Genomic DNA, 20863 nt, shown 5'->3' with positions numbered 1-20863 from the left:
CCGTGCTGTCGTCTGTCGTCACGCTGCCCGTGCTTTCACCGGACGGACATACGGTCCGGGTCATCACCTGGAACGTAGGGCGGCGGCGGATGCCCAGCACTGTGTAATGTCGCCGAAGTCGCGTGTGGATGTCTGGCAACAGCCGAGGACGGCGCGCGGTCGGGGTAGTGGCGTCGTTCCATGTTCTACAGCCCGCGCATCGCTATCACCTGCAGGGCCAGCGAGATATCGAGCCGCAGCGTCGGGTCGGTCGCGAACGGGCCGAGCATCCGTTCGAGCTTCCCGATCCGGTAGCGGAGCGTGTTGTAGTGGAAGTGCAGGGAGCGGGCGGTCTCAGCAACGTTGAAGTTGTTGTCCAGCAGGGCCTGCAACGTCACCCGCAGATCGAGGATCTCCGGCCCGTCACCGGCGAGCTCGCCGAGAACCTCCGTGGCGAAGGATCGCAACTCGGCCGGGTCGGGCACGAGGGACAGCAGGCGATGCACCCCGAGCCCGCCGAAATGGGTGACCGAGCCTGCGCCGTGGATCCGCCGCCCGATCGCCACTGACTTGCGCGCCTGCTGGTAGGCGGTGGTCAGGGCCTCGGGGGCGGTGGCCGCGTCGGGGACGACCCGGCTGACCCCGACGCAGAACGACCGGCGACCACCCCCGCGGTCCCTGGCGACATCGGCGACGATGCCGGCGACGGTGGCCTCCACCTCGGCGGTGGTTCCGGACACCGGGATCAGAGCGATGATCTCCTGGCTGAAGCCGACCACCGGGGCCCTGCTGTCACGGCTGCGCATCACCTGCTGCCACGCCGCGGCGAGCCGGTCCTGGTAGGACCGCACCGGCAGGGTGGTGTGCGGGCCGGATCCGGTGTCGTCGTCGGGCTCGAGCTCGGCCACCGCCACGACGAGCGGCCGATTGATGTCCCAGCCGAGCGCGGCGCAGTGCGCGGCCACCTGCTGCGGCTCGCCGGCGCGTCCGGTCAGGGCATCCCGGAGGAAGTCGCCCCGGTACTTGCTCTCCACCGCCGCCACGGCCAGCTGTCGGGTGATCAGTAGGGCGACCACCGTGGCGACCCGTTCCAGGGCGTGCACACCGACGTCGGACAGCTGCCCGGTGATGCTGTGGGCGACGATGCGCCCATGGTTGACCCCGCCACCATGCACCGGAACCACGGCCAACTCACCCGAGCTGGGTTCCTGCTGGTGCACGATGCCGGTGGAGAACTCCTCGGTTCGAAAGCGGCCGGTCCCGTCGAACACCGGCAGGGCCATGAGAGCCGCTCGACGCGCCGCGTCGCCCCCCGACGCCTGCAGCCGTCCGTCGGGCGTGGTGATGAGGACGGCGACGTCCAGCAGCCGCGCTACCTCGTCGGTGACCTCGGCCAGGTCGCCGCCGGCGAGCAGGACGGCCTCCAGGCTGCGCTGTAGGTCATGAGCCCTCGCCAGGGTCCTGGCCTGGTGGTCCAGCAGCGCGGCGAAGACGTCCGCGAGCACGTCGTCGAAGGCGATGTCCGGCGGCAGGCTCAACAGCGGGAACCCGAGCCGGTCCGAGGCCTCGAGGGCCGCGGCCGGAACGTCCAGGAGGTAGCGGCCGGATTTGACGGCGAGCGCGCAGACCCCGCGTTCGTGGAACTCTGCGACCAGCTGGGCCATCGGGTCTGCCTCCACCCGGACGGGCCCGTTCAGGCCGGCCCTCGCCGGTTGGACGGAATCGGCGTGCAGCAGGGGAAACCCGGTGGTCAGCAGCAACTCGTGCGGTTTGACCCAGGGCAGGATGTCCGGAACCTCTATGACGTTGAGCCGGCTGACCGTGCGCAGCAGACCCGAAGCGCCGCTGAGCACGGTCGATCCCTGCAGGCTGTCGACCTTGAGTACGTCTTGCAGCGGTAGGCCGTAGCCAGCCCCCTTCGGCACATTGTTGATGCTGGACCACCCACTTATTGGCAACTTTTCCTATCTTCAGGGGATAGTGCCCTAGTTACCGTCGGCAGACCAGAACGTGACCGGCCGCCACGGCTGTCCCGAGAGGTGATGCCGTGTCGACCTCGGCCAAGACCGCGAAACACCGCCACACCGATCACCCTGACGTCCTGCCAGCCGGGGTCGCCCAGGGTGTCCGGGACCTGCTCGAGGACACGCCACGGGTTGCACACATCCTCGGAACCTTCCCCACCGCCGTCTACCTGTCGGTGCGCGAGAGTGCCGGTGGCGCCGCCCGGACCCGGGTGTTCGCCCTGCTGACAGCAGATGCGATCCGCCTTCCGTGCGGGCTGGTGCTGGGTGTGCCCAGCTCGAGGATCTGTCTGCCCGACCTGGTGAACGCGGGCCCGGTCGTCCTCGGCGGGGGCGCGCTGCGGCTGGGTCCCCACACCGTGACCGGTGCCCGGACGCTGCGCACCAGGATGGTCGTCGACGGCGCTCCGCTGGCCGGACAGATCGCTGAGGCGGGAGCGCGGCTGCGCGCCATCGAGCGCGCGAGGTCCGGCCTGCCGGGGCTGGACCTGCCGGGACTGCTGGCCCCCGCGCTGCGGGGCCGCCGCGAGGCGCAGCGGGTGAGCCGCGAACTGGTCGGACGCGGGCCCGGGCTGACCCCGGCCGGCGACGACGTGCTGGCCGGGTTTCTCGTCGCGGCGACCGCGTTCCGGTTGGACACGGACATGCTTCTCGACGCGGTGCTGGACCGCGCCATCGGGCGCACCCCCGACCTGTCTGCGCAGCTGCTGCGCCACGCCGGCGCCGGCGAAGGACTCCCCCAGGTCCAGACCCTGCTCACCGTCCTCACCGCGGCCCGACCGATCGGGCCGGCCCTGGACGCGGTGCTGCGCATCGGCCACAGCTCCGGGTACGCCCTGGCCAGCGGGGTGCACGCGGCCGCGGCACTGGCGCACAACGCGGCCCGACACCGCCGCACGGTGCGCCCTTCACCATCCACCGGGAGGAGAGGTAGTTGAGCATCGATCACGTCGAGGTGCGCTCTGGCGCCTACGCGGATTCCGTCACCCTCATGCGGGTGAGCCGCCGGGTGGGTCGGCTGGAGGGGGTCGGCGCCGCCCTGGTCGCCATGGCCAGCGAGCTGAACCTCGAGCTCCTCGCCGGCATGGGGTTCGCGCCGCCACGCCACGCGGGAATCAACGACCTCCTCGTCGCCATCCGAGCCCAGGACGAGGACGCGCTGCAGGCCGCCCTGGCCACCACCGCCGAAGCCCTCACCGCGCGGCCCGCCGCGAGTGCCTCAGCCGGTGATGTGCCCGCGCCCCGCACGGTGGGCGCCGCGTCGCGTTCCGTCGGTGGGGGTGCGTTGGTGCTGCTGTCGCTGCCCGGTCAGTACGTGTTCGCGGAGGCGGTGGACGCGGTGGAGTCCGGCCGGGACGTGATGGTGTTCAGCGACAACATGCCGCTGGCACAGGAGGTCCGGCTCAAGGAGATCGCCGCGGAGCACGGCCGGCTGGTGATGGGCCCGGACTGTGGTACCGCCGTCGTCCGGGGTACCGGACTGGGCTTCGCGAACGCGGTCGACCCAGGACCGGTGGGCATCGTGGCGGCCTCGGGTACCGGGGCACAACAGGTGCTGACGTTGCTCGACGCCGCTGGTGTCGGGGTCAGCGCGCTGCTGGGCGTCGGCGGCCGGGATCTGTCCACCGCTGTTGCGGGACGATCCACCGTGACGGCACTCGACGCGCTGGATGCCGACCCCGACACCGAGTTGATCATGGTGGTGTCCAAGCCGCCGGCAGCCGAGATCGCCGCGGCGGTCCGCGCCCATGCGGCGACGCTGCGCACCCCGGTGCAGTTTGCGCTGCTGGGCCGTGGCCGGCCGGACCTCACCGCTGCCGTGGAGGCGGCGCTCAACGCGCTCGGCCGCGCGGTACCCCGCTGGCCGTCGTGGGGAACCGGGGACACCCCTGCCGCCAGGCCCGGAGCGCTGCGCGGGCTCTACACGGGCGGCACGCTCTGCGACGAGGCCATGGTCATCGCGTCCGAGGCTCTGGGCGCCATCCGCTCCAACATCCCGCTGGAGCCCGAGTGGGCGTTGCCCGACTCGCTGCGCGCCCCCGGCCATCTGATGATCGACTTCGGGGACGACGCACTGACCGTGGGGCGGCCGCACCCGATGATCGATCCCTCGCAGCGGCTGGCCCGCATCGCCGATGAGGCGGTCGACCCCGAGTGCGGTGTGCTGCTGCTGGACGTCGTGCTCGGCCACGCCGCGCACGACGACCCGGCCGCCGAATTGGCCCCCGCGGTGCGCGCCGGCCGGGAGACCGCGCGGGCCCGCGGCGCCGAGCTGCCCGTGGTCATCAGCCTCGTGGGCTCCGAACGAGACCCACAGGGCACCAGCAGGCAGGCAGAGACCCTGCGCGACGCAGGGGCCGAGGTGTTCGCCTCCAACGCCCAAGCCGTGCGCCACGCCGTCTCGTTGCTCACCCCCGGAGGTACCCGATGACCGACCTGCTTCGTCACGACCCCCAGATCATCGCCGCGGGCGTGGGCCTGTTCGCCGAGGCGGTGAGCGCGCAGGCCGTACCCGTCACCACAGTGGACTGGCGCCCGCCGATGGCGGGCACAGAACAGGACCTGGCCAGGGTGATCGCCGACCCGCGCCGGGCCGCGGCCAACGCCGAGGCGATCCGTCGCATGCTCGCCGTACGGGCGAACCTCGTCGACGTCGTCCCCGCCGGTGAGCTGCTCGGCCTGCAGCCCGGTCGGTTCCTGCATGCCGGGCCGCCGCTGCGGTGGGAGCACGCGTCCGGCCCCATGCGAGGGGCGCTGATGGGCGCGGCCGCGCTGGAAGGGCTGGTCGATCGGCCGCAGGACGCCGAGCGGCTGTTCGCCTCGGGCGCGGGGGTGAGCTTGGAACCGTGCCACCACCACGGTGCGGTCGGACCGATGGCCGGCGTCGTGTCCCCATCGATGTGGATGTTCGTGCTCGAGGACCCTGCGACCGGGGCACGCACCTGCTGCTCGCTGAACGAGGGACTGGGCAAGGTCCTGCGCTACGGCGCCTACGCGCCCGAGGTCCTCGAGCGGCTGCGCTGGATGTCCGGGTCGCTGGGGCCCTTGCTGCAGGCGGCGGTGCGGGCCCACGGACCGCTGGACATCACCGCGATCATCGCCCAGATGTTGCAGATGGGCGACGAGGGGCACAACCGCAACCGCGCCGGCACGCTGATGCTGTTGCGCGAGCTGATGCCAGAGATGATCACTTCCGGCGCCGACGCCGAGGAGGTCGCCGTCGCCGCCCGGTTCATCGGGGGAAACGACCACTTCTTCCTCAACCTGGTCATGCCCGCATGCAAGCTCACCCTGGACGCGGCGCGGAACATCCCCGGCTCGACCCTCGTCGTGGCGATGGCTCGCAACGGAACCGAGTTCGGTATCCAGGTCTCCGGCACCGGTGACCAGTGGTTCACCGGGCCGGCGCAGGTGGCCGAGGGCCTGTTCCTCGGCGGCTACGGCCCCGAGGACGCGAACCCCGACATCGGCGACTCCGCGATCACCGAGACGGCCGGTCTCGGCGGCTTCGCGATGGCCGCCGCACCGGCAATCGTCCGGTTCGTCGGCGGCACCGCACTCGACGCGCTGGCGGCCACCCAGCGGATGTACGAGATCACCCTGGAGGAACACAACCAGTTCACGGTGCCGATCCTGGACTTCCGCGGCACGCCGCTCGGTATCGACGTCACCAAGGTGGTGCGCACCGGGATCCTGCCTCAGATCAACACCGGGATGGCGGGCAAGGTGGCCGGTGTCGGGCAGGTGGGCGCCGGATTGGTGACTCCGCCGGCGGTCGTCTTCCCGGCGGCGCTCGCCGCCCTGGCGAGCGCAGCCCCCGCCCTGTAGGCCGCGGAAGCCGAGCCCGGTGCGGCGTGCGGGACCGGCCGCCACCGCGGCGGTCGGGCCCGCGCCCGCTCAGCATGCGACCGCACCGCACGGAGACGGCCCTGGGCGCAGCCCCACCCGGCAGGTGGAGCGCCCAGGGCCGTCGAGCCCGGTGCAACGGTTAGTTCACGGCGACGATCGCGGCTACGGGACCTCCCCCGTCGGGCCCCTGGTGCGCGGCCGAGACCGACACGAACGCCGCGGGGTCACCGGTCACCGAGCCAGCCACACCGCCGACGCAAGCCTTGATCTGCCGGTGCCAGTGCACGTCGGAGTCGTCCAGCATGGCGTTGCGGCGCCCACGTACCGAACCGTCCTGGCTGGCCTCGCACTTGAGGAAGACGTTGACCAGCCGACCGTCGAGGTCGCCGGGGTGCGGGCGCTCGGGCAGGTCGAGCCCGGCATCTTTGATGGCGCGCCAGATGCCGTCGGCGTCGAGCGCATCGGCCATCACGCTGTGCCCGATGCGGTACCGCCCACCGACGCCGCGCACGTTGCCGACGACCACGACCTGCGCCCGGTCCAGCTCCACACCCGAGGAGCAGGAGGCGACGCTGGAGAACAGCTCCCGGTTGTGCATGACGTCGGCGTCGGTCGGCATCTCGATCTCGCCGAGGGCCACGGCGATGCCCAGCGCGGTACATCCGTTGGACAGATCCATCGACTCGTGGGTGTGCTCGGTCCACACCGTCTTGCCGCGGCTCTTGGCGTCGCGGATCGTGTGGATGGTGAGCAGCGGGGTCTTGGTCTGCACGTAGTGCACGTCGGCGACGTCGGTGATGCCGGCCCGTTCCATGGCGACCTTCACCGCGTCGGCAACCTTCCTGATCATCGCGCTGCGTCCGATGTCCTCCGGCTGCAGGGTCTCGCTCATCGCGAAGCCCACCGACAGCCGCGGTTCGTCGGTCTGCACGGCCTGCTCCGCCGGGATGGTGGCGAAGATCGTGGCATGCGGGCTCAGCACCCCGTCGGTGCCGCCGGACCACACGATCGGGATGGCCGCGACCTCCTCCACGCTGCGGGTGCCCTTGGCCACCAGCACCTCGCGGAACGCCCGGTCGGCGATGATGCGAGTGTAGTCGTTCACGCCGCCGTTGCCCTCGGTCTTGCCGATGACGGCGACGACCCGGTCCGCCTCGAGCACACCGTCGTCGATGAGCTGCTCCAGCCCGGAGGCGTCGCTGACACTGAGGATGGGGACCTTGCGGACCTCGATGGGCTGCGGCACAGGATTTCCTTTCTCAGGGGTGCTCGGGTTTGTCATTGCGCTCGGACGACGGTGCCGGCCGATCGCTGCACCGCGTCCGTGATCCGGGCCAGTGAGGTGATCACAGAACGGGCGTCGCACTGGGCGCCGCGCTCGACGAAGGAGCAGGCGGCCTCGACCTTGGGGCCCATCGAGCCGCTGGTGAACTGTCCGGCGGCGGCGTGGTCGCGCATCTCGGCGAGGGTGACCATGCCGAGGGCGCGGGCCTGCGGGGTGCGGTAGTCCAGGACGGCGTGCTCGACATCGGTGGCGATCACCAGGACGTCGGCCTCGACCATCGTGGCGAGCAGCGCGGCCGAGGCGTCCTTGTCGATGACGGCTTCCACGCCGCGCAGCATCCCGTCGGCGTCGCGGGCAACCGGGATGCCCCCGCCCCCGCTGGCGACCACGACGAAGCCGTGCTCGCTCAGCGTCCGGGCGGCGGGGGCATCCAGGATCTCCAGCGGTCGCGGGGAGGCCACGACCCGCCGCCACCCGCGCTCCCCGCGGTCCTCCCAGGTCTGACCGTGCTCGATGAGTCGGCGGACGTCCGCCTCCGGGAGGTAGCGGCCCACGGGCTTGGTGGGTCGGGCGAAGGCGGGGTCGTCGCGGTCGACCAGGGTACGGCTCACGATCGCAGCCACCGGGCGCTGCACCCCGCGAATGGCGAGCGCCTGCTCCAATGCGTCTACCAGGACGAACCCGATGGTGGCCTGGGTCTGTGCCCCGCACCAGTCCAGCGGAACAGGTGGCACGACGTCGACGGCGAGCTCGTTCTTCACCAGCAGGTTTCCCACCTGGGGCCCGTTTCCATGGGTCACCATGACCTCGGCCCCCTGGGCGACCAGTTCGGCGATGTGCTCCGCTGCGACGGCCACCGCGGCGAGTTGGTCCTGCGGGTTCGCCGAGCCGTCGGCCGCTGTCATCGCGTTGCCCCCGAGGGCGACCACCACTCGCATGTCTGGACCGTACGGAGGCGCGAGAGCCTCGCGCATGAGTGATATCTGCCCAACTGTCCTGTCGGTTTAGGCCAGAAGTTGCCTAGGTCGAGATACCCGTCGCCGCGATGGCTCGGGCGCTGCGCCGCTCAAGTCCGATGCGGCGGTAGCGCTGCAGGCGTCGCGCCGTGCGCTGCCCGGGGTCCTCGGCCATCAGCTGCGCCAGCTCCCGCTGCACCGCGCGGCCCACCCGTCGGCAGAACGCCACCGGTTCGTCCGCAGCGTCGCAACGCTCCCCGATGACCACGTCGACGAGCCCGGTCGCGGCGAGATCCGTCGAGCGGATCCCTTGCGCAGCGGCCATCTCCGGGGCGTGGGAGACGTCGCGGTGCACGATCGCGCTGGCCCCCTCCGGCGGGAGCGGCGAGAGCCAGCCGTGCTGCGCCGCCAGCACGCGGTCTGCGGGCAGCAGCGCGAGCGCTGCACCACCGGTTCCCTGGCCGAGCAGCAGCGACACCGTCGGCGCCTGCAGGGTGACCAGCTCGGCCAGGCAGCGTGCGATCTCCCCGGCCAGTCCGCCCTCCTCCGCCTGCTGGGACAACGCAGCCCCGGCCGTGTCGATGACCGTGACCAGCGGCAGCCCAAGTTCGGCGGCCAGACGCATGCCGCGACGGGCCGCGCGGAGCGCGGCGGGTCCCAACGAGTGCTCGGCGCTCTGCCCGCGCCGGTCCTGGCCGAGCAGCACGCACGGCACATCGTCGAAGCGGGCCAATGCCAGGACCACCCCCGGATCGACCTCGCCTTGGCCGGTGCCGGTGAGCGGCACCACGTCGGTGGCGGCGATCTGCAGGAGTTGCCACACGCCCGGCCGCTCGGTGCGGCGCGAGGCCAGCACCGAGTCCCACGCCGGCACGTCTTGCACCGCGACCTCGTCCGGTGCCGGTCTCGGCGCGGCGGCCGGACGGTACGAGCGGGCGGTCATGATGCTCAATGCCCGATCAGCGATCTCGGCCAGCTGTTCTGGTGGGAGTACCGCGTCGACGAGGCCGTGGGCGCGCAGGTTCTCCGCGGTTTGCACGCCCTCGGGGAAGGGCGCGTCGTACAGCGCCGCGTACACCCGGGGCCCGAGGAAGCCGATGAGCGCTCTCGGCTCCGCGAGGGTGAGATGGCCGAGCGAGCCCCAGGAGGCGAACGCGCCGCCGGTGGTGGGGCTGCGGAGGTAAACCAGATAGGGCAGGTGCGCGGCCTTGTGTGCGGCGATGGCCGCGGCGATCTTCACCATCTGCAGGAAGGCCACGGTGCCCTCCTGCATGCGGGTGCCCCCCGACGCCGGCGCGGCCAGTATCGGAAGGCCCTCCCGGGTGGCCCGCTCGACCGCCTGGACCAAGCGCTCGCCGGCGGCCACCCCGATGGACCCGGCGAGGAAACCGAACTCGCAGGCCAAGACGGCGACCCGCCGGCCGCGCAGCTGCCCCTCACCGGTGATCACGGACTCGTCCAGCCCCGTCCTCTCCCGAGCGCGCCGCAGCTCAGCGGCGTACTCGGGGCCTGGGCAGACATCCACAGGAGTGGTGTCCCACGAGGAGAAGGTGCCATCGTCCAGCACCTGTTCCAGCAGCGTGCTCGCGCTCATCCGGCTCATCGGTCCTGCCCGTGCCCCAGCCAACGACGGATAGCGTCCCCGTCGGCCCCGAGAACGGGCGGCGCGCGATGTGCCGTGCGGGTGGTTTCGTGGCCGTCCGGGGAGAAGAATCGCAGCGGCGGGCCGGGCAGCGTGAGCCGGCCCAGAGTCTGATGCTCCACCTCCACCAGCAGGCCCTGGCTCCTCGTCTGGTCCCACTCATAGACCTCCCCGATGCTGCGCACCCTTCCGGCGGGGATGCCCGCGGCGGCGAGCTTGGCCAGGAGCGTCTCGGGGTCCAGCTCGGCGAACGCGGCCTCCACGGTTTTGATCACCCGGAGACGGTTGTCCACCCGCTCCGGGTTGGTGGCCATGCCAGGCTCCGCAGGGTCGAGGTGGAACGCGGCGCAGAACGCGTGCCACAGCCTCTCGCTGCCCACCGAGATCTGCACTGCGCCGTCACGGCAGCGGAACAGCCCGTAGGGACAGATGGACGGGTGGTGGTTGCCCTGGGCGGTGCCCATCTCACCTGCGGCCGTCCATCTGGTGCCTTGAAATGCGTGCACGCCGACGATGCTCGCGAGCAGCGAGGTGCGCACCACCTGACCGCGACCGGTCTTGTGGCGCTCATACAGTGCGGCGAGCACCCCGTAGGCACCGTACATTCCGGCGAGCAGGTCCCCGATGGGTACGCCAACCCGCTGCGGGTCCTGCGGGCTCGATCCGGTGAGCGACATGATCCCGGCCTCGCCCTGGGCGATCTGGTCGTAGCCGGCCCGCCCGCCCTCGGGTCCATCGTGGCCGAAGCCGGTGATGGACAGGATCACCAGGCGCGGGTTGAGCTCGGCCAGCCGCTCAGTGCTGAAGCCCAGCCGATCCAACACCCCCGTGCGGAAGTTCTCCAGCAGCACATCGGACCTGCGGACCAGCTCCTCGAGCGCGGCCCGGCCGTCATCGGACTTCAAATCCAGCACGATGGACCGCTTGTTGCGGTTCGCGGACAAGAAGTACGTCGACTCCCGGCCCCCGTCCTCGCCAATCAGGAACGGAGGGCCCCACCCGCGCGTGTCATCCCCGGTTCCAGGCGTCTCCACCTTGACAACGGTGGCACCGAGATCGCCCAGCATCATGCTGGCGTGCGGGCCCGCCAAAGCCCTGCTCAGGTCCACCACATGAACTCCGCGGAGGGGGCCCTGTTTTTCGTCGCCCAGAACCATCGCTCAACCGTAAATGACCATGGCGCGGTGACGTTCAGCAACTTCTGCCCAAAACTGGAGCCGAACATCGTGTGAGCGAGCAGGGCAAGAATTGGCGAGGGAACTCTCGTGTGTTGTCGGGCGTGTTCGGCCGGTCAGCGTTCGGAAAGCTCGCGGGTGGTGCAGTCCGTGAGGGCGCGGCGGACTTCACGCCGCCGGGGTTGGCCAGTTCGACGGAGCTGAGGTCGACTGCGCGGCCTGCGGGTGGCCCGGCCGCGTGCCTGGCCCGGGAGGCGATCGACACCGACGCAGCAGTTTGATCCGCACTCTCGGGGTTGACGCAGAAGTAGGCTTCAGATGTGAAGTACGCCACTACGCTTCTCGCGATGTTCGAGCCGACCCTTGCCCAGGGGGTACTCGCCATACTCGCGGCATCAGTACTGGCATTGCCGCCCGGCTGGCTGTTGGTCCGAGCGAGCAACACCTGGAACGGTCGGGCGGTCGTCGGCGCCGGCGTCGTCTCGATCGCGTATCTGGCGCTCGTGGCGGGTACTGCCGGCGCGTACCTGCAGGCCCTGAATAGTTAAGGCCGCCTGGTGAGGACTTCACACTGGCGCGGCAACAACCGCTGCGAAGGCAGCGGCCCGGCTTATCGGCCTCCGCCACGGCAGCAAGTAGCTGCTCGATTGCCTGCCAAGCTCTCGCGGCTGTTCTTTTGATCCGTTCTCAAGTGAGACCTGTGAACCGCCGACTTGTATGGGCTGCACGGGACGCGCGGGGGTAGATGATCTAGCGTCCCGCTGGGACACCGACCGACTTTGACTCGTGAATCGCCTGCCGCCCGCGGGCTGGCTCTGCCGGGGTTTGTCGTGTCGGTCGGTGTCCCGGGCCGTGGTCTGACTCGACAGAGGTGTGCTCCCCGACGGTGCTGGAAGTCGGCATGTCGTCCGCGGCCCCGCTCCCTGTCGTGCTGGACCCGGAGGTCGTCATGATCATCATCGGTATCGATCCGCACAAGCGGGCCCACACCGCGAGCACATTGGATCCGGACACTCACCGGGTGCTGGCGTCGGTGCAGATCGACGCGTCGTTGGCGGGTACCGGCAGCTGCTGCGGTGGGCGTCCTGGTTCGAGAGCCGGCGATGGGCGGTCGGGAACGCCCGCAGCCTCGGCCGGCACCTGGCGCAGTGGCTGGTCGTGCGCGGGGAGCAGGTCGAGGACGTGCCGTGCACCGCCACCGCCCGGGTGCGCGAGTCGTCCCGCGGTGGTCGACGCAAGAACGACGTGATCGACGCGGCCGCCGCCGCCGGCGTGGCCGTCCTGGGCGGCGATGGCCAGCCGGTCGCGGTCGAGGACCTCTCGACCGCGCTGGCGGTGCTGGATGAGGGCTGCGCGAACCTGGTCGCGCACCGCACGCGGCGGTCAATCAGCTGCACGCGATGCTGCGCAACCCGGTGCCCGGTGGCGCGAACACCGACCTGACCGCCGCGCAGGCCGCTCGGGTCCTGGCCGGGGTGCGCCCGGTGCGCCCGGTGGGCGCGGTGGAGCGCACCCGCAAGCACCTGGCCGGCGAACTCATCGGCGAGATCTGCGAGGTCGACACCCGACTGAAGAAGCTCACCGCGCTGATGGCCGAGACCGTCGCCGAGCACAGCAGTCGGCTGCCCGAGGTGGACGGCATCGGCCCGATCGTGGTGGCCCGGTTGCTCGGACGGACCGGACGAGCGAGCCGGTTTCCGACCTCGTCGGCGTTCGCGAACTACCCCGGCGTCGCCCCGCTCGAGGTGGCCGGCGGCGACCGCGCTCGCCACCGGCTTCCCCGCGGCGGGGACCGGCAATCGAACCTCGCGCTGCACATGGAGCAACAACCCACAAGAGCGACTGAACAAGGAAATCCGCCGCCGCACCGACGTCGTCGGGATCTTTCCCGGTCGCGACTCCCTGATCCGCCTCGTCGGCGCGGTCCTCGCCGAACAGAGCGACGAATGGACCGAAGTCCGCCGCTACATGGGCCTGGAAACTGCTCACCAAGTCCCGGATCCGGATCGTGACCACCGAACCCGAACCCCCCGAAGGTGAGTCGCCGGCGACAACAGAGGCCCTGACCGCCTAAAGTCCAAACAAGATCACGCGGGAGCGATCTTGTACACCACCTCCGCTGACGTGGTCCTCGGCCACGGCGATGCCATGCAGTCGGGGATCCGGGCGGGATCACCAGCGTCGGCAACTCGGCGTCGAGGCGGTCCAGGGGCTACCTCGACGTGCAGTTTCCGCGCGGTGTCCGGGAGAACGAGGCGCAGCGTGCGGGCGATGACGTGCAGTGTCGGCCCTCGGACGCGGGACCAGGGCTGCAGGCTGCTACCTACCTCGAGTGCGGGGGCGCGACCACGACATCGTCAACCCGCCTCGACACCCGACGCGACCTGGTCGACGCCCGGCACCACCGCATGCCTTCGGGATCTGTGCGTGTTACGGCCGTATCAGCATCTTCAGGAACCCCGGCTCCCGGTCGGCGAACGCGGCGGCTGCCTGCGGCAACCCGGCAAGGTCTACCTCGTGGGTGAGCAGGCTCGTGGGGTCGATGACGCCGAGGGCCATCAACTGCATGGCCTTCCATTGCCCCATCTTGGCGTTGGCGAACCCGTTGAGACGGATCTGCAGGTTCTTGAAGTACATGTCGAACAGCGAGACCGGGTGCGTCTGCTCCAGGTAGACGCCGCCACCGCTGATCACGGCGCCGGGGCGGGTGATCGCCACGGCCAGATTGAACGCGTCGCCTCGACCGGCGAACTCGATCACCTTGTCCACGCCACGGCCGGACGTCGCCGCGGCGACGGCGCTGTCCACTTCGTCGGAATCGACGTTGATCGGTTGCGCGCCGAGCTCTTTCGCCCTGTCGAGGCGCCCGGCGACCCGGTCGAACGCCAGGATCTCCCGGCCGCTCCGCAGTCCGGCCAGCTGAAGGGCCAGCAGCCCGGTTGGTCCGCACCCGATGACCGCGACGACGTCGGTCGGCTCGATCTCGGCCGCGTCAACTGCGGTCACGGCGGCCGGCAGGTTGCAGGACAGGAAGAGGGCCGCCTCGTCGCCGATCTCGGCGGGCACCTGCTCGAGGTGGCCGTCGGCCAGTGGGACCCGCACGTACTCGGCCTGGCTGCCGCCGAGGTCGCCGAAGGCCACCCCGAACCCGAAGATGGCCTTGCCCGACGTCTCGCAATGCGCCGTCTGGCCCGTTCGGCAACAGAAGCAGGTGCCGCAGCTGACGGAATAGGGGAAGGTGACGCGGTCACCCATGGCGAAGCGGCCCACCCCCGCGCCGACCTCGATGACCTCCGCGCAGATTTCGTGCCCGAGCGTCGTGCGCCCCGGGGTGACCATGTGCTCGACCTCCCCGTTGAACAGGTAGAGATCCGAGCCGCACATCGACGCTGTGCGGGTCTTCACGATCACGTCCCGCGGGTCCTGGATACGCGGGTCCTGGACGTCGTCGATCCGGACGTCCCCCGGGCCGTGGTACACGGCTGCTCGCATTGATGCTCACCTTTCCGCCGCATCATCCGAAGCGGTCATAGTGGACTCGGGTCAGCTCGACGTCGCGCTCGCGCAGATGGGCCAGTACGGCATCGACCATCGGCGGCGGCCCGGCGAGGTAGTGGTCCCCGGCGTCCGCCGCCTGCAGGTGCTCTGCGAGTGCGGCGGTCACGAGGCCGGACGCGCCCGGCCACGCGGTGTCCGGACATGCCAGGGCGCCGTGCAACCGGCCGTGGGGCAGCCCAGCCACCAACGTCTCGAGCTCGTTCCAGCAGACCAGCTCGGCTCGGGAGTTGGCCCCGTAGAAGATCTGGACCGGCCGGGGGTCCGCCGCGCCGTGAAGCTGCAGGAGCAACGCCAGGACGGGCGAGATCCCGGTACCGCCGGCGATCAGCACCACCGGGCGGCTCCCCGGACGCAGCCACATGTCGCCGTAGGGCAGCTCCAGCTCGACGCAGCCGCCCAGCGGCAGGCCGTGCAGCCGCTCGCTGCCGAGCCGCCCCGGGTAGCGCTTCGTCACGAACTCGACGAGGGGCGACCCGGGTCGGTTGGACATCGAGTAGCAGCGGCGCACCCCGTCGCCGAGGTGCAGGATCGCGTACTGGCCCGCCCGGAAGTCGGCCGGACGCTCTAGGCGAAAGGAGAATCGGCGGATGTCTGGGCCGAGCTCCTCGCGGCCGATCAGCTCACCGGTGTGGTCCGTGGTCGGGCGCTCCGCACTCGGCACGGAGCCGACGGTGAGCGGCTTGATGACCAGGTCCGACCGCGGGGTCGTCTGGCAGGTCAGGATGCGCTGCCGCCGCGCGTCCCGGACGGTGACGGCGGGGGCGCCGGCGAAGAGCAGGTCCACCTCGCCCTCGACCAGGGTGACCTTGCACGTCGAGCAACTGCCCCAGCCGCACTCGAAGGGGAGCCAGACCCCGGCGCGCCGGGCCGCGACGAGAATCCGCTCCCTCTCGCGCACCTCGAAGGTCGGGCCGCCCGGCGCGATGGTGACCGCAAATCCCGTCATGGCCGGCCGGCTACAGCCCGCATGTCGCCCGCACCTCGGCCAGCTGGGAGCGGACCGCGTCGACGACCCCTGTGGCCGGCATCGAGACCGGGGCCGTCCCGAACAGCGGCGCCAGTCCCTCCGTGGCGGCCTGGGCCCGCGGGACCCAGGTGTCGAGCCAGCCGGTCAGCACCCCACTCAGTTCCTGGTCGCGGCGCAGCGCGTAGTCGACCAGCGCCGCCGACCACTTCCGGCTGCGCCGCGCATCATGCTGGAACTCGGCGAACAGCAGGGACAGGAACGCGTCCCCGTTGCGACTCGCGAGCTCGCCGAGCTGCCAGTCGATCAGGCTGTCCAGCGCCGGCTTCACAGCCAGGTTCAGCGCGGTGAACGCCTCACCCCAGTCGTAGGCGATCAGCAGCTGCTCCACGGTCTCGCGCAGCGGCTGCCATTCGGCACCTCCGACCCAGGCGTCGCGGGCTGCGGCCGTGGTGGCGAGGTCGTCGCCGTGGGCGTTACCGAGCACCTTCGTCCAGTACGCGATGCGCTGGATCCGGCGCATCTCGTCGGCCGCCTGGAACGAGGCCGGGTTGGTGATGAACGACGAGGGAGCCATCTGGCCGACGTACAAACTGATCATCTGCAGTCCGTGCAGCGGGAACCGCAGCGGCACGAACAACTGCCGCAGGGTGTCCACCCACCCGGCGTCCAGCCCGGCGGCCGCCTCGGTGGCCTCGTGCTGGTCGACCAGGCCGTCGAGATAGAGCTCCCGCTCGTGCTGCAGCGAGACGTAGTCCTTGTAGGTCAGCTTGAACGGGTCGCGGAAGCCTTCCCAGTCGTCCACCTGGAACGGCGAGTTCTCCCGGTGCCGCAGGTACCACGTGTTGAGCGGCATCTCCGGATCGAGCTCGAACGGTGCTGGATCCCGGCGGAAGTGGTAGTGGAACTTCGCGGTGACGGCCTCGTACGGAGTCACCTTGCGGCGTACATCCCCCAGCAGGCTCCAGGTCTTCGCCCGGCGGCGCTCGCTCGTGGTCATCTCAGTCCTCCCGATCCAGGTACCAGACGACCTCGTCGTCGGTCAGGTTCATCCGTCCGGCAAACGCGGACAGGGACGGCTCCAACTGGGCCAGCGGGAACGGGCGCCCGAGCGCCTCTTCCAGGCTGGCCTGGGTCAGCCGGCAGCGCTTCGGGACGCTGATCCGGATGTAGCCACCGCGATCGTCGATCTGGACCTGCGCGTCGGGATTGTCGATCTCAACGGCCTCGATCACCGCCTCGGCGAGATCGGCGTCGACCCCGCGCACCACCGGGCCGACCATCTTGACGTGTGTCTCGGTCATCGCCTGTCCTCTCAGGTCCCGGGGCAGCGGTTGTAGTGCCGTTCGCCGTCCTGGGGAATGCCGACCCGGATCGACGCGCCCTCGGTCTGCACCGGGTAGCTGTAGAGGCGGCAACCCGACGGGTTGATGCCACTACCCGAGCTCATGTCGAACTCCCAGTGGTGACCTCCGCACATCAGCACGTTGGTCTCCTCGTTCCACTCCCCATCGGCGAGGAGCACCTCCTGATGGGGGCAGACGCCCTGGTAGGCCCTGATCACCCCGTCGAGGAGATGGACCAGGAGCACGGGCTCACCCTCGAGTTCGAGGTCGAGGATCTCGCCCTGCCACAGGTCGTCGACCGTGGTCGCATCAACCCACCGGATCCGGTCACTCACGGGTAGACGACTTCGAGCACGTCGAGCGGGGCAACGCCTGCATCGATCACGGTGGCGTCGCCGGCGAGCACCCTTCCGTTGTGCCGGACAGCCATCGGCCGGTCGTCCTCGGGCACCCGCCGGTTCACCGCGTGGTACGCGATCTTCTCGGCGACCGCCGTCATCGGGTCCTCGGTGTCGACCGGTACCAGCACGACGACGAAGTCGCCCTCGGTGATGCCCTGTACGGGGAACGGCGCCATGATCATGCCCCCTTCTTCAGGATGGTTCCGTTCGCGAACGCCCACGAACAGTCGGTCGCGTCCTGGCCCATCTCCTCCGGGGACAGGCCCATGTACGCCAGCGCACCGGGGATCGTGGCCGGCTGGATCTGGCCGGCGAGGAACCGGTCGATGATCGACATGTGGCCCTGGAACCGGCTCGGGTTCTGTTCGAAGACCCATCGGCACGGTTTCGAGCAGAACGTGTAGCGGCGACCACCGTGGTCATGGATGAGTGGAGCCGGGCTGTCCAGATAACCCGCCGCAAAGCCGGCCGGGTTGCACAGCGGGATCTGGCACATGTTGCAGACCATCGGGAACGTCTCGGGGAGAGTGAGTTCCGGCTTGCCGTTGCGCACGTTCTGGCCGATCACGTCCCAGTACTTGCCGAACGAGTCGTTCCAGCCGGGGTACTTCTCCTCCAGCCACTCCCGCTCCGCCGGCGAGACACCGCCGTCGGGGTTCCACCACACCGTGGGCCGCCAGAACCACACGCCGAGATGCAGCGCGTGGTGGTACCAGTTCGTCTCCTTCAGGAACTCCGGCCAGTACCAGGACGGCTCCAGGCCGAAGTCCCGGAACTGGTCGAGGAACTGCTTGACGATCCACTCGTCCATGAACTCCTTGAACGAGTGCGACCGGTGTTCCAGTGGTGTGTAGTAGTCCATCGACAGACCGGTCAGCAGTGCGAAGACGTGCCACGACCGCCAGAACATGTGGTCGATGAGCTTCTGGGCGTACTCCTTGTGGCCGTGCTCGATGAGGATCTTGATGGTCGGCTCGCCCTGCTGGGAGTGCCGCGCCTCGTCGGTCTGGATCGAGGAGATGAGCGAGCCGAAGTCGATGTCGCCGACCTCCATCGCGTCGGCTGCCATACCCAGGAACTGGAGGTTGGTGAACCCGGTCTCGAAGGTGAAGGTCAGCTGGATGGCGGTGGACACCGCGTCGTTCGCGGTGAACATGTCGTCGAACAGGTGGCGCGCCGCGATGGCGCCCCACTCGTTGGTGTGGAACGTCTTGTGCGCCCAGTCGGCCCGCGGTTCCCGGTCCAGCAGTCCATAGGGGAAATACGTCTGGATCTGGCCGTGCCGGATCTCGTCCAGCGTGCCGAACATGGCCATGTTGCGCCAGGCGGCGGCGCGGCCGAAGCGGCCCATCCGGGACTCGCCGATGCTGGCCAGGTACTCGCCGACGGCGATCGCCCCGTAGTGGGCGAGGATGGCGGATTTCCAGCCCGGGTCGAGTTGGGAGAACATCTTCGACCGCGCGAGGACCGAGTTCACCGAGTAGACGGCCGCGTCCTTGCCGACCTGGTTGTGCACGTATTCGCGGTAGCTGACCTTGTAGGACTCGTCCCAGCCCCACCAGTCCTCCATCGGAATGCCCTTGCCGGTGGAGAGCTCGTCCGGCCACGCCTCGGATTCGTCGACGTAGGAGACCTTCCAGTTCATGTCCCTGGCGAGGTCGTACCACTCGGAACGGGCGAGGCGGGGCATCGGCACTCCCGGGGTCGGTACCGGTCGGCCATGTCGCCGACACGGAGAGTGTCCAGCAGAGTGGCGGCTATCACGCCCGTGGCGCTACGCCTGCGTAGGGCCGAAAACGCCGTGGAATTGGCCCCCCTTGGGCCAGAAGCGGCCCACGGAATGACCGCCCACCAGGAATGGACGCGAATGCCGCCCGGATTGTCGACCTCCGAGGCCTAGGCCGTTTGCCGGTTCCGCTGGCACAATGTCCGGTCGGAGGTGGCCGGTGAGCGCGGTCCCGATTCCCGTCCCCGAGGGGCGCGACCCAGAGCTGGCGCTGCGCGATCAACTGTCCAGCCTGCAGGGCCTGCTCGTGCTGTCCATGCTGATGACCGGGCGCAACAACGAGGAACAGATCCTGCAACTGGCCGACAACGCGGTGCGCTCGATCGGGCGCTACCGCCTGGAGGGCGTCCACCTGCAGGACCTGGGGTGGCGGGCCACCGCACCCTCCTGCACCCGCCCTGAGGTCCGCGCCGACCTCGAGGCGCAGTGTGCGGCGATCCGCAGCGCGGGTGGGGCGGTGGCGACCGGCGACGCGGGCTGGGCCTGGGCGTTCGCGCTGCGCAGCCTCAAAGGCAACTTCGGTCATCTCATCGTCACCGGAGACTGCGAGCCCTCCGCGTCCCAGCTGTTCCTGCTGCGCGTGCTCGTGCAGCAGACCGGTGTCGCGCTGGCCAACGCCGACCTGCACGCCAGGGAGCGGGCGTCCGGGGAGGAGCTGCGCACCGCGAACACCGTGCTCGCGGATCTCGTCGGCGCGCTCGAACGCAAGACAGCCATCCACGATCGCCTCACCCGGGTGGCGCTGGCCGGTGAAGGGCCGGCGGGCATCGCGCGGGCGGTGCACGAGCTCACCGATCTCCCGGTCGCCGTCGAGGACCGGCACGGCAACCTACGGGCCTGGGCCGGCCCGGGTCGCGCAGACCACTATCCCAAGGGCCCGCCCGCCAGTCGCGAGGCGCTGCTGTCCCGGGTCCTGCGCGAGGCGCGGCCCATCCGCGACGGTGGCCGGCTGATCGCCGTCGCCAACCCCCGCGACGACGTGCTCGGGGTACTCGCACTCGTCGACCCGGCGGGCCGCGCGGGCGAGGCGGAGCTGATCGCCCTGGAGCACGGCGCGACCGTGCTGGCGATGGAGCTGGCGCGCCTGCGGAGCCTGGCCGAGACGGAACTGCGGTTGCGCCGCGACGTCGTCGAGGAACTGCTGGTCGGCACCGACGACGGCGGGGCGCTCGCTCGCGCGCAAGCCCTCGGCTACGACCTGGAACGGCCCTATCGAGTCCTGGTGGTGGAGGGAGATCGCGCCGCTCCCGACGACGGGCTCCTGCACGCGGTGCGCCGCGCGGCCCGCGACCTCGGGATCGGGTCGCTGCTGGTGCCCCGCGGCGCCGCGGTCGTCGTGCTCTCCGACGCGGAGGTCGCCTGGGAGCGGTTCCGAGCCCGGATCGTCACCGAGCTCGGCAGCGGACACTGCCGGATCGGGGTGGGCGGACGCTCCGAGCACCCGACGAACCTTCCTCGCTCCTACCGTGAGGCGCGGCTCGCCCTCAAGCTGCACCGCGCCGCTCGCGGAGGCGACCGGGCCGTCGAGTACGACGAGCTCGGTGTCTACCAGCTCCTGGCGGAGGTCGAGGACACCGCGGGCATCGAGCGCTACACCCGACGCTGGCTCGGCGCGCTGCTCGACTACGACGCCCGCAAGCGCTCCCAGCTGGTCGCCACCCTCACCCGGTTCCTGGAAACCGGCGGCGCCTACGACGCGACTGCCCAGTCGCTCGCCGTCGGCAGGAGCACGTTGAGGTACCGGCTACAGCGCATCCGCGACATCTCCGGTCACGACCTCACCGACGCCGCCACCCGCTTCGAGTTGCAGCTCGCGGCCCGGGCGTGGCACACCCTGGTTGCGCTGCGTGAGGAGCGCGGCCATCCGTCCTCCGACCCGAGGCCGCCAGCCTCCCACC

General features: G+C 70.4%; 18 protein-coding genes and 2 pseudogenes. 8 read left to right on the top strand and 12 right to left on the bottom strand.

The features are described 5' to 3' along the window. Positions 1-185: 185 nt before the first annotated feature. A complete protein-coding gene (locus tag HF519_RS15895) occupies positions 186-1904 on the bottom strand; it encodes a PucR family transcriptional regulator (RefSeq protein ID WP_312860141.1) in 1719 nt (572 codons plus the stop codon). Between the two features lie 122 nt (positions 1905-2026). Here HF519_RS15895 and HF519_RS32910 point away from each other — a divergent pair, with 122 nt between their 5' ends. The 3 genes from HF519_RS32910 to HF519_RS15880 are packed head-to-tail and all read left to right on the top strand — an operon-like array spanning position 2027 to position 5831. Beyond that, positions 2027-2941, top strand: coding sequence for an oxamate carbamoyltransferase subunit AllH family protein (locus tag HF519_RS32910; RefSeq protein WP_169413728.1), 915 nt, complete (start codon positions 2027-2029; stop codon positions 2939-2941). Next, positions 2938-4434, top strand: a complete 1497-nt coding sequence (locus HF519_RS15885; RefSeq protein ID WP_246244078.1) for an AllF/FdrA family protein — start codon at positions 2938-2940, stop codon at positions 4432-4434. Before HF519_RS32910 ends, HF519_RS15885 begins: the two co-directional genes overlap by 4 nt. Then, on the top strand, positions 4431-5831 hold the full coding sequence (locus HF519_RS15880) for a YlbE family protein (RefSeq protein ID WP_169413727.1): 1401 nt from the start codon (positions 4431-4433) through the stop codon (positions 5829-5831). The genes HF519_RS15885 and HF519_RS15880 overlap by 4 nt, the downstream gene beginning before the upstream one ends. Before the next feature lie 160 nt (positions 5832-5991). Here the strand turns inward: HF519_RS15880 and bar are convergent, their stop codons facing one another. The 4 genes from bar to HF519_RS15860 form a co-directional block, all read right to left on the bottom strand. Then, on the bottom strand, positions 5992-7098 hold the full coding sequence (bar, locus tag HF519_RS15875; RefSeq protein WP_169413726.1) for a barbiturase: 1107 nt from the start codon (positions 7096-7098) through the stop codon (positions 5992-5994). A gap of 32 nt (positions 7099-7130) precedes the next feature. Next, complete coding sequence (locus HF519_RS15870) at positions 7131-8075, bottom strand: carbamate kinase (RefSeq protein WP_169413725.1); 945 nt, start codon at positions 8073-8075, stop codon at positions 7131-7133. A gap of 82 nt (positions 8076-8157) precedes the next feature. Next, positions 8158-9687, bottom strand: coding sequence for a carboxyl transferase domain-containing protein (locus tag HF519_RS15865; RefSeq protein WP_211170096.1), 1530 nt, complete (start codon positions 9685-9687; stop codon positions 8158-8160). A 5-nt stretch (positions 9688-9692) separates the two neighbouring features. Next, on the bottom strand, positions 9693-10892 hold the full coding sequence (locus HF519_RS15860) for a CaiB/BaiF CoA transferase family protein (protein WP_169413723.1): 1200 nt from the start codon (positions 10890-10892) through the stop codon (positions 9693-9695). Positions 10893-11257: 365 nt separating this feature from the next. Here HF519_RS15860 and HF519_RS15855 point away from each other — a divergent pair, with 365 nt between their 5' ends. From HF519_RS15855 to HF519_RS15845, 4 genes and pseudogenes are all read left to right on the top strand, one after another. Next, positions 11258-11458: a hypothetical protein gene (locus HF519_RS15855; RefSeq protein ID WP_169413722.1), complete on the top strand. Its 201-nt coding sequence runs from the start codon at positions 11258-11260 to the stop codon at positions 11456-11458. 325 nt (positions 11459-11783) lie between these two features. Further along, entirely contained in the window at positions 11784-12353 is a 570-nt protein-coding gene (locus tag HF519_RS15850) for an IS110 family transposase (RefSeq protein WP_169413721.1), read from the top strand. Then, positions 12311-12670, top strand: a pseudogene (locus tag HF519_RS32905) (transposase); the annotation flags it as partial. The gene HF519_RS15850 and the pseudogene HF519_RS32905, both read left to right, overlap by 43 nt. Positions 12671-12728: 58 nt before the next feature. Further along, positions 12729-12984 (top strand): annotated as a pseudogene (locus HF519_RS15845) (transposase); the annotation flags it as partial. 356 nt (positions 12985-13340) lie between these two features. Here HF519_RS15845 and HF519_RS15840 read toward each other — a convergent pair. From HF519_RS15840 to HF519_RS15810, 7 genes are read right to left on the bottom strand one after another with little or no spacing between them, the layout of a single operon-like run. After that, a complete protein-coding gene (locus HF519_RS15840; RefSeq protein WP_169413720.1) occupies positions 13341-14402 on the bottom strand; it encodes an alcohol dehydrogenase catalytic domain-containing protein in 1062 nt (353 codons plus the stop codon). Positions 14403-14424: 22 nt separating this feature from the next. Further along, on the bottom strand, positions 14425-15414 hold the full coding sequence (locus HF519_RS15835) for a 2Fe-2S iron-sulfur cluster binding domain-containing protein (protein ID WP_169413719.1): 990 nt from the start codon (positions 15412-15414) through the stop codon (positions 14425-14427). Between the two features lie 10 nt (positions 15415-15424). Further along, positions 15425-16432, bottom strand: a complete 1008-nt coding sequence (locus HF519_RS15830) for a ferritin family protein (protein WP_169413718.1) — start codon at positions 16430-16432, stop codon at positions 15425-15427. Position 16433: 1 nt separating this feature from the next. Next, entirely contained in the window at positions 16434-16736 is a 303-nt protein-coding gene (locus HF519_RS15825; protein WP_169413717.1) for an MmoB/DmpM family protein, read from the bottom strand. An 11-nt stretch (positions 16737-16747) separates the two neighbouring features. Next, positions 16748-17113, bottom strand: a complete 366-nt coding sequence (locus tag HF519_RS15820; RefSeq protein ID WP_169413716.1) for a Rieske 2Fe-2S domain-containing protein — start codon at positions 17111-17113, stop codon at positions 16748-16750. Then, complete coding sequence (locus HF519_RS15815; protein ID WP_246244074.1) at positions 17110-17361, bottom strand: toluene-4-monooxygenase system B family protein; 252 nt, start codon at positions 17359-17361, stop codon at positions 17110-17112. The genes HF519_RS15820 and HF519_RS15815 overlap by 4 nt, the downstream gene beginning before the upstream one ends. Beyond that, on the bottom strand, positions 17358-18869 hold the full coding sequence (locus tag HF519_RS15810) for an aromatic/alkene/methane monooxygenase hydroxylase/oxygenase subunit alpha (protein WP_169413715.1): 1512 nt from the start codon (positions 18867-18869) through the stop codon (positions 17358-17360). Before HF519_RS15810 ends, HF519_RS15815 begins: the two co-directional genes overlap by 4 nt. Positions 18870-19125: 256 nt before the next feature. On the opposite strand from HF519_RS15810, the gene HF519_RS32900 reads away from it, so the two are divergent. Then, positions 19126-20863: helix-turn-helix domain-containing protein (locus tag HF519_RS32900; RefSeq protein ID WP_211170095.1), on the top strand; the 1738-nt coding region annotated here is incomplete at its 3' end.

The sequence above is a fragment of the Pseudonocardia bannensis genome (assembly GCF_012911875.1).
Taxonomy (GTDB): domain Bacteria; phylum Actinomycetota; class Actinomycetes; order Mycobacteriales; family Pseudonocardiaceae; genus Pseudonocardia; species Pseudonocardia bannensis.
This window is presented reverse-complemented; position numbering and strand designations above follow the sequence as displayed.

What these genes read in the sequence shown, in the direction of transcription:
- HF519_RS15880 (WP_169413727.1), top strand. Translation starts at nt 4,431, where the DNA reads ATGACCGACCTGCTTCGTCACGACCCCCAGATCATCGCCGCGGGCGTG.
- HF519_RS15870 (WP_169413725.1), bottom strand. Translation starts at nt 8,075, where the DNA reads ATGCGAGTGGTGGTCGCCCTCGGGGGCAACGCGATGACAGCGGCCGAC.
- HF519_RS15865 (WP_211170096.1), bottom strand. Translation starts at nt 9,687, where the DNA reads ATGAGCGCGAGCACGCTGCTGGAACAGGTGCTGGACGATGGCACCTTC.
- HF519_RS15860 (WP_169413723.1), bottom strand. Translation starts at nt 10,892, where the DNA reads ATGGTTCTGGGCGACGAAAAACAGGGCCCCCTCCGCGGAGTTCATGTG.
- HF519_RS15855 (WP_169413722.1), top strand. Translation starts at nt 11,258, where the DNA reads ATGTTCGAGCCGACCCTTGCCCAGGGGGTACTCGCCATACTCGCGGCA.
- HF519_RS15840 (WP_169413720.1), bottom strand. Translation starts at nt 14,402, where the DNA reads ATGCGAGCAGCCGTGTACCACGGCCCGGGGGACGTCCGGATCGACGAC.
- HF519_RS15835 (WP_169413719.1), bottom strand. Translation starts at nt 15,414, where the DNA reads ATGACGGGATTTGCGGTCACCATCGCGCCGGGCGGCCCGACCTTCGAG.
- HF519_RS15830 (WP_169413718.1), bottom strand. Translation starts at nt 16,432, where the DNA reads ATGACCACGAGCGAGCGCCGCCGGGCGAAGACCTGGAGCCTGCTGGGG.
- HF519_RS15825 (WP_169413717.1), bottom strand. Translation starts at nt 16,736, where the DNA reads ATGACCGAGACACACGTCAAGATGGTCGGCCCGGTGGTGCGCGGGGTC.
- HF519_RS15815 (WP_246244074.1), bottom strand. Translation starts at nt 17,361, where the DNA reads ATGATCATGGCGCCGTTCCCCGTACAGGGCATCACCGAGGGCGACTTC.
- HF519_RS15810 (WP_169413715.1), bottom strand. Translation starts at nt 18,869, where the DNA reads ATGCCCCGCCTCGCCCGTTCCGAGTGGTACGACCTCGCCAGGGACATG.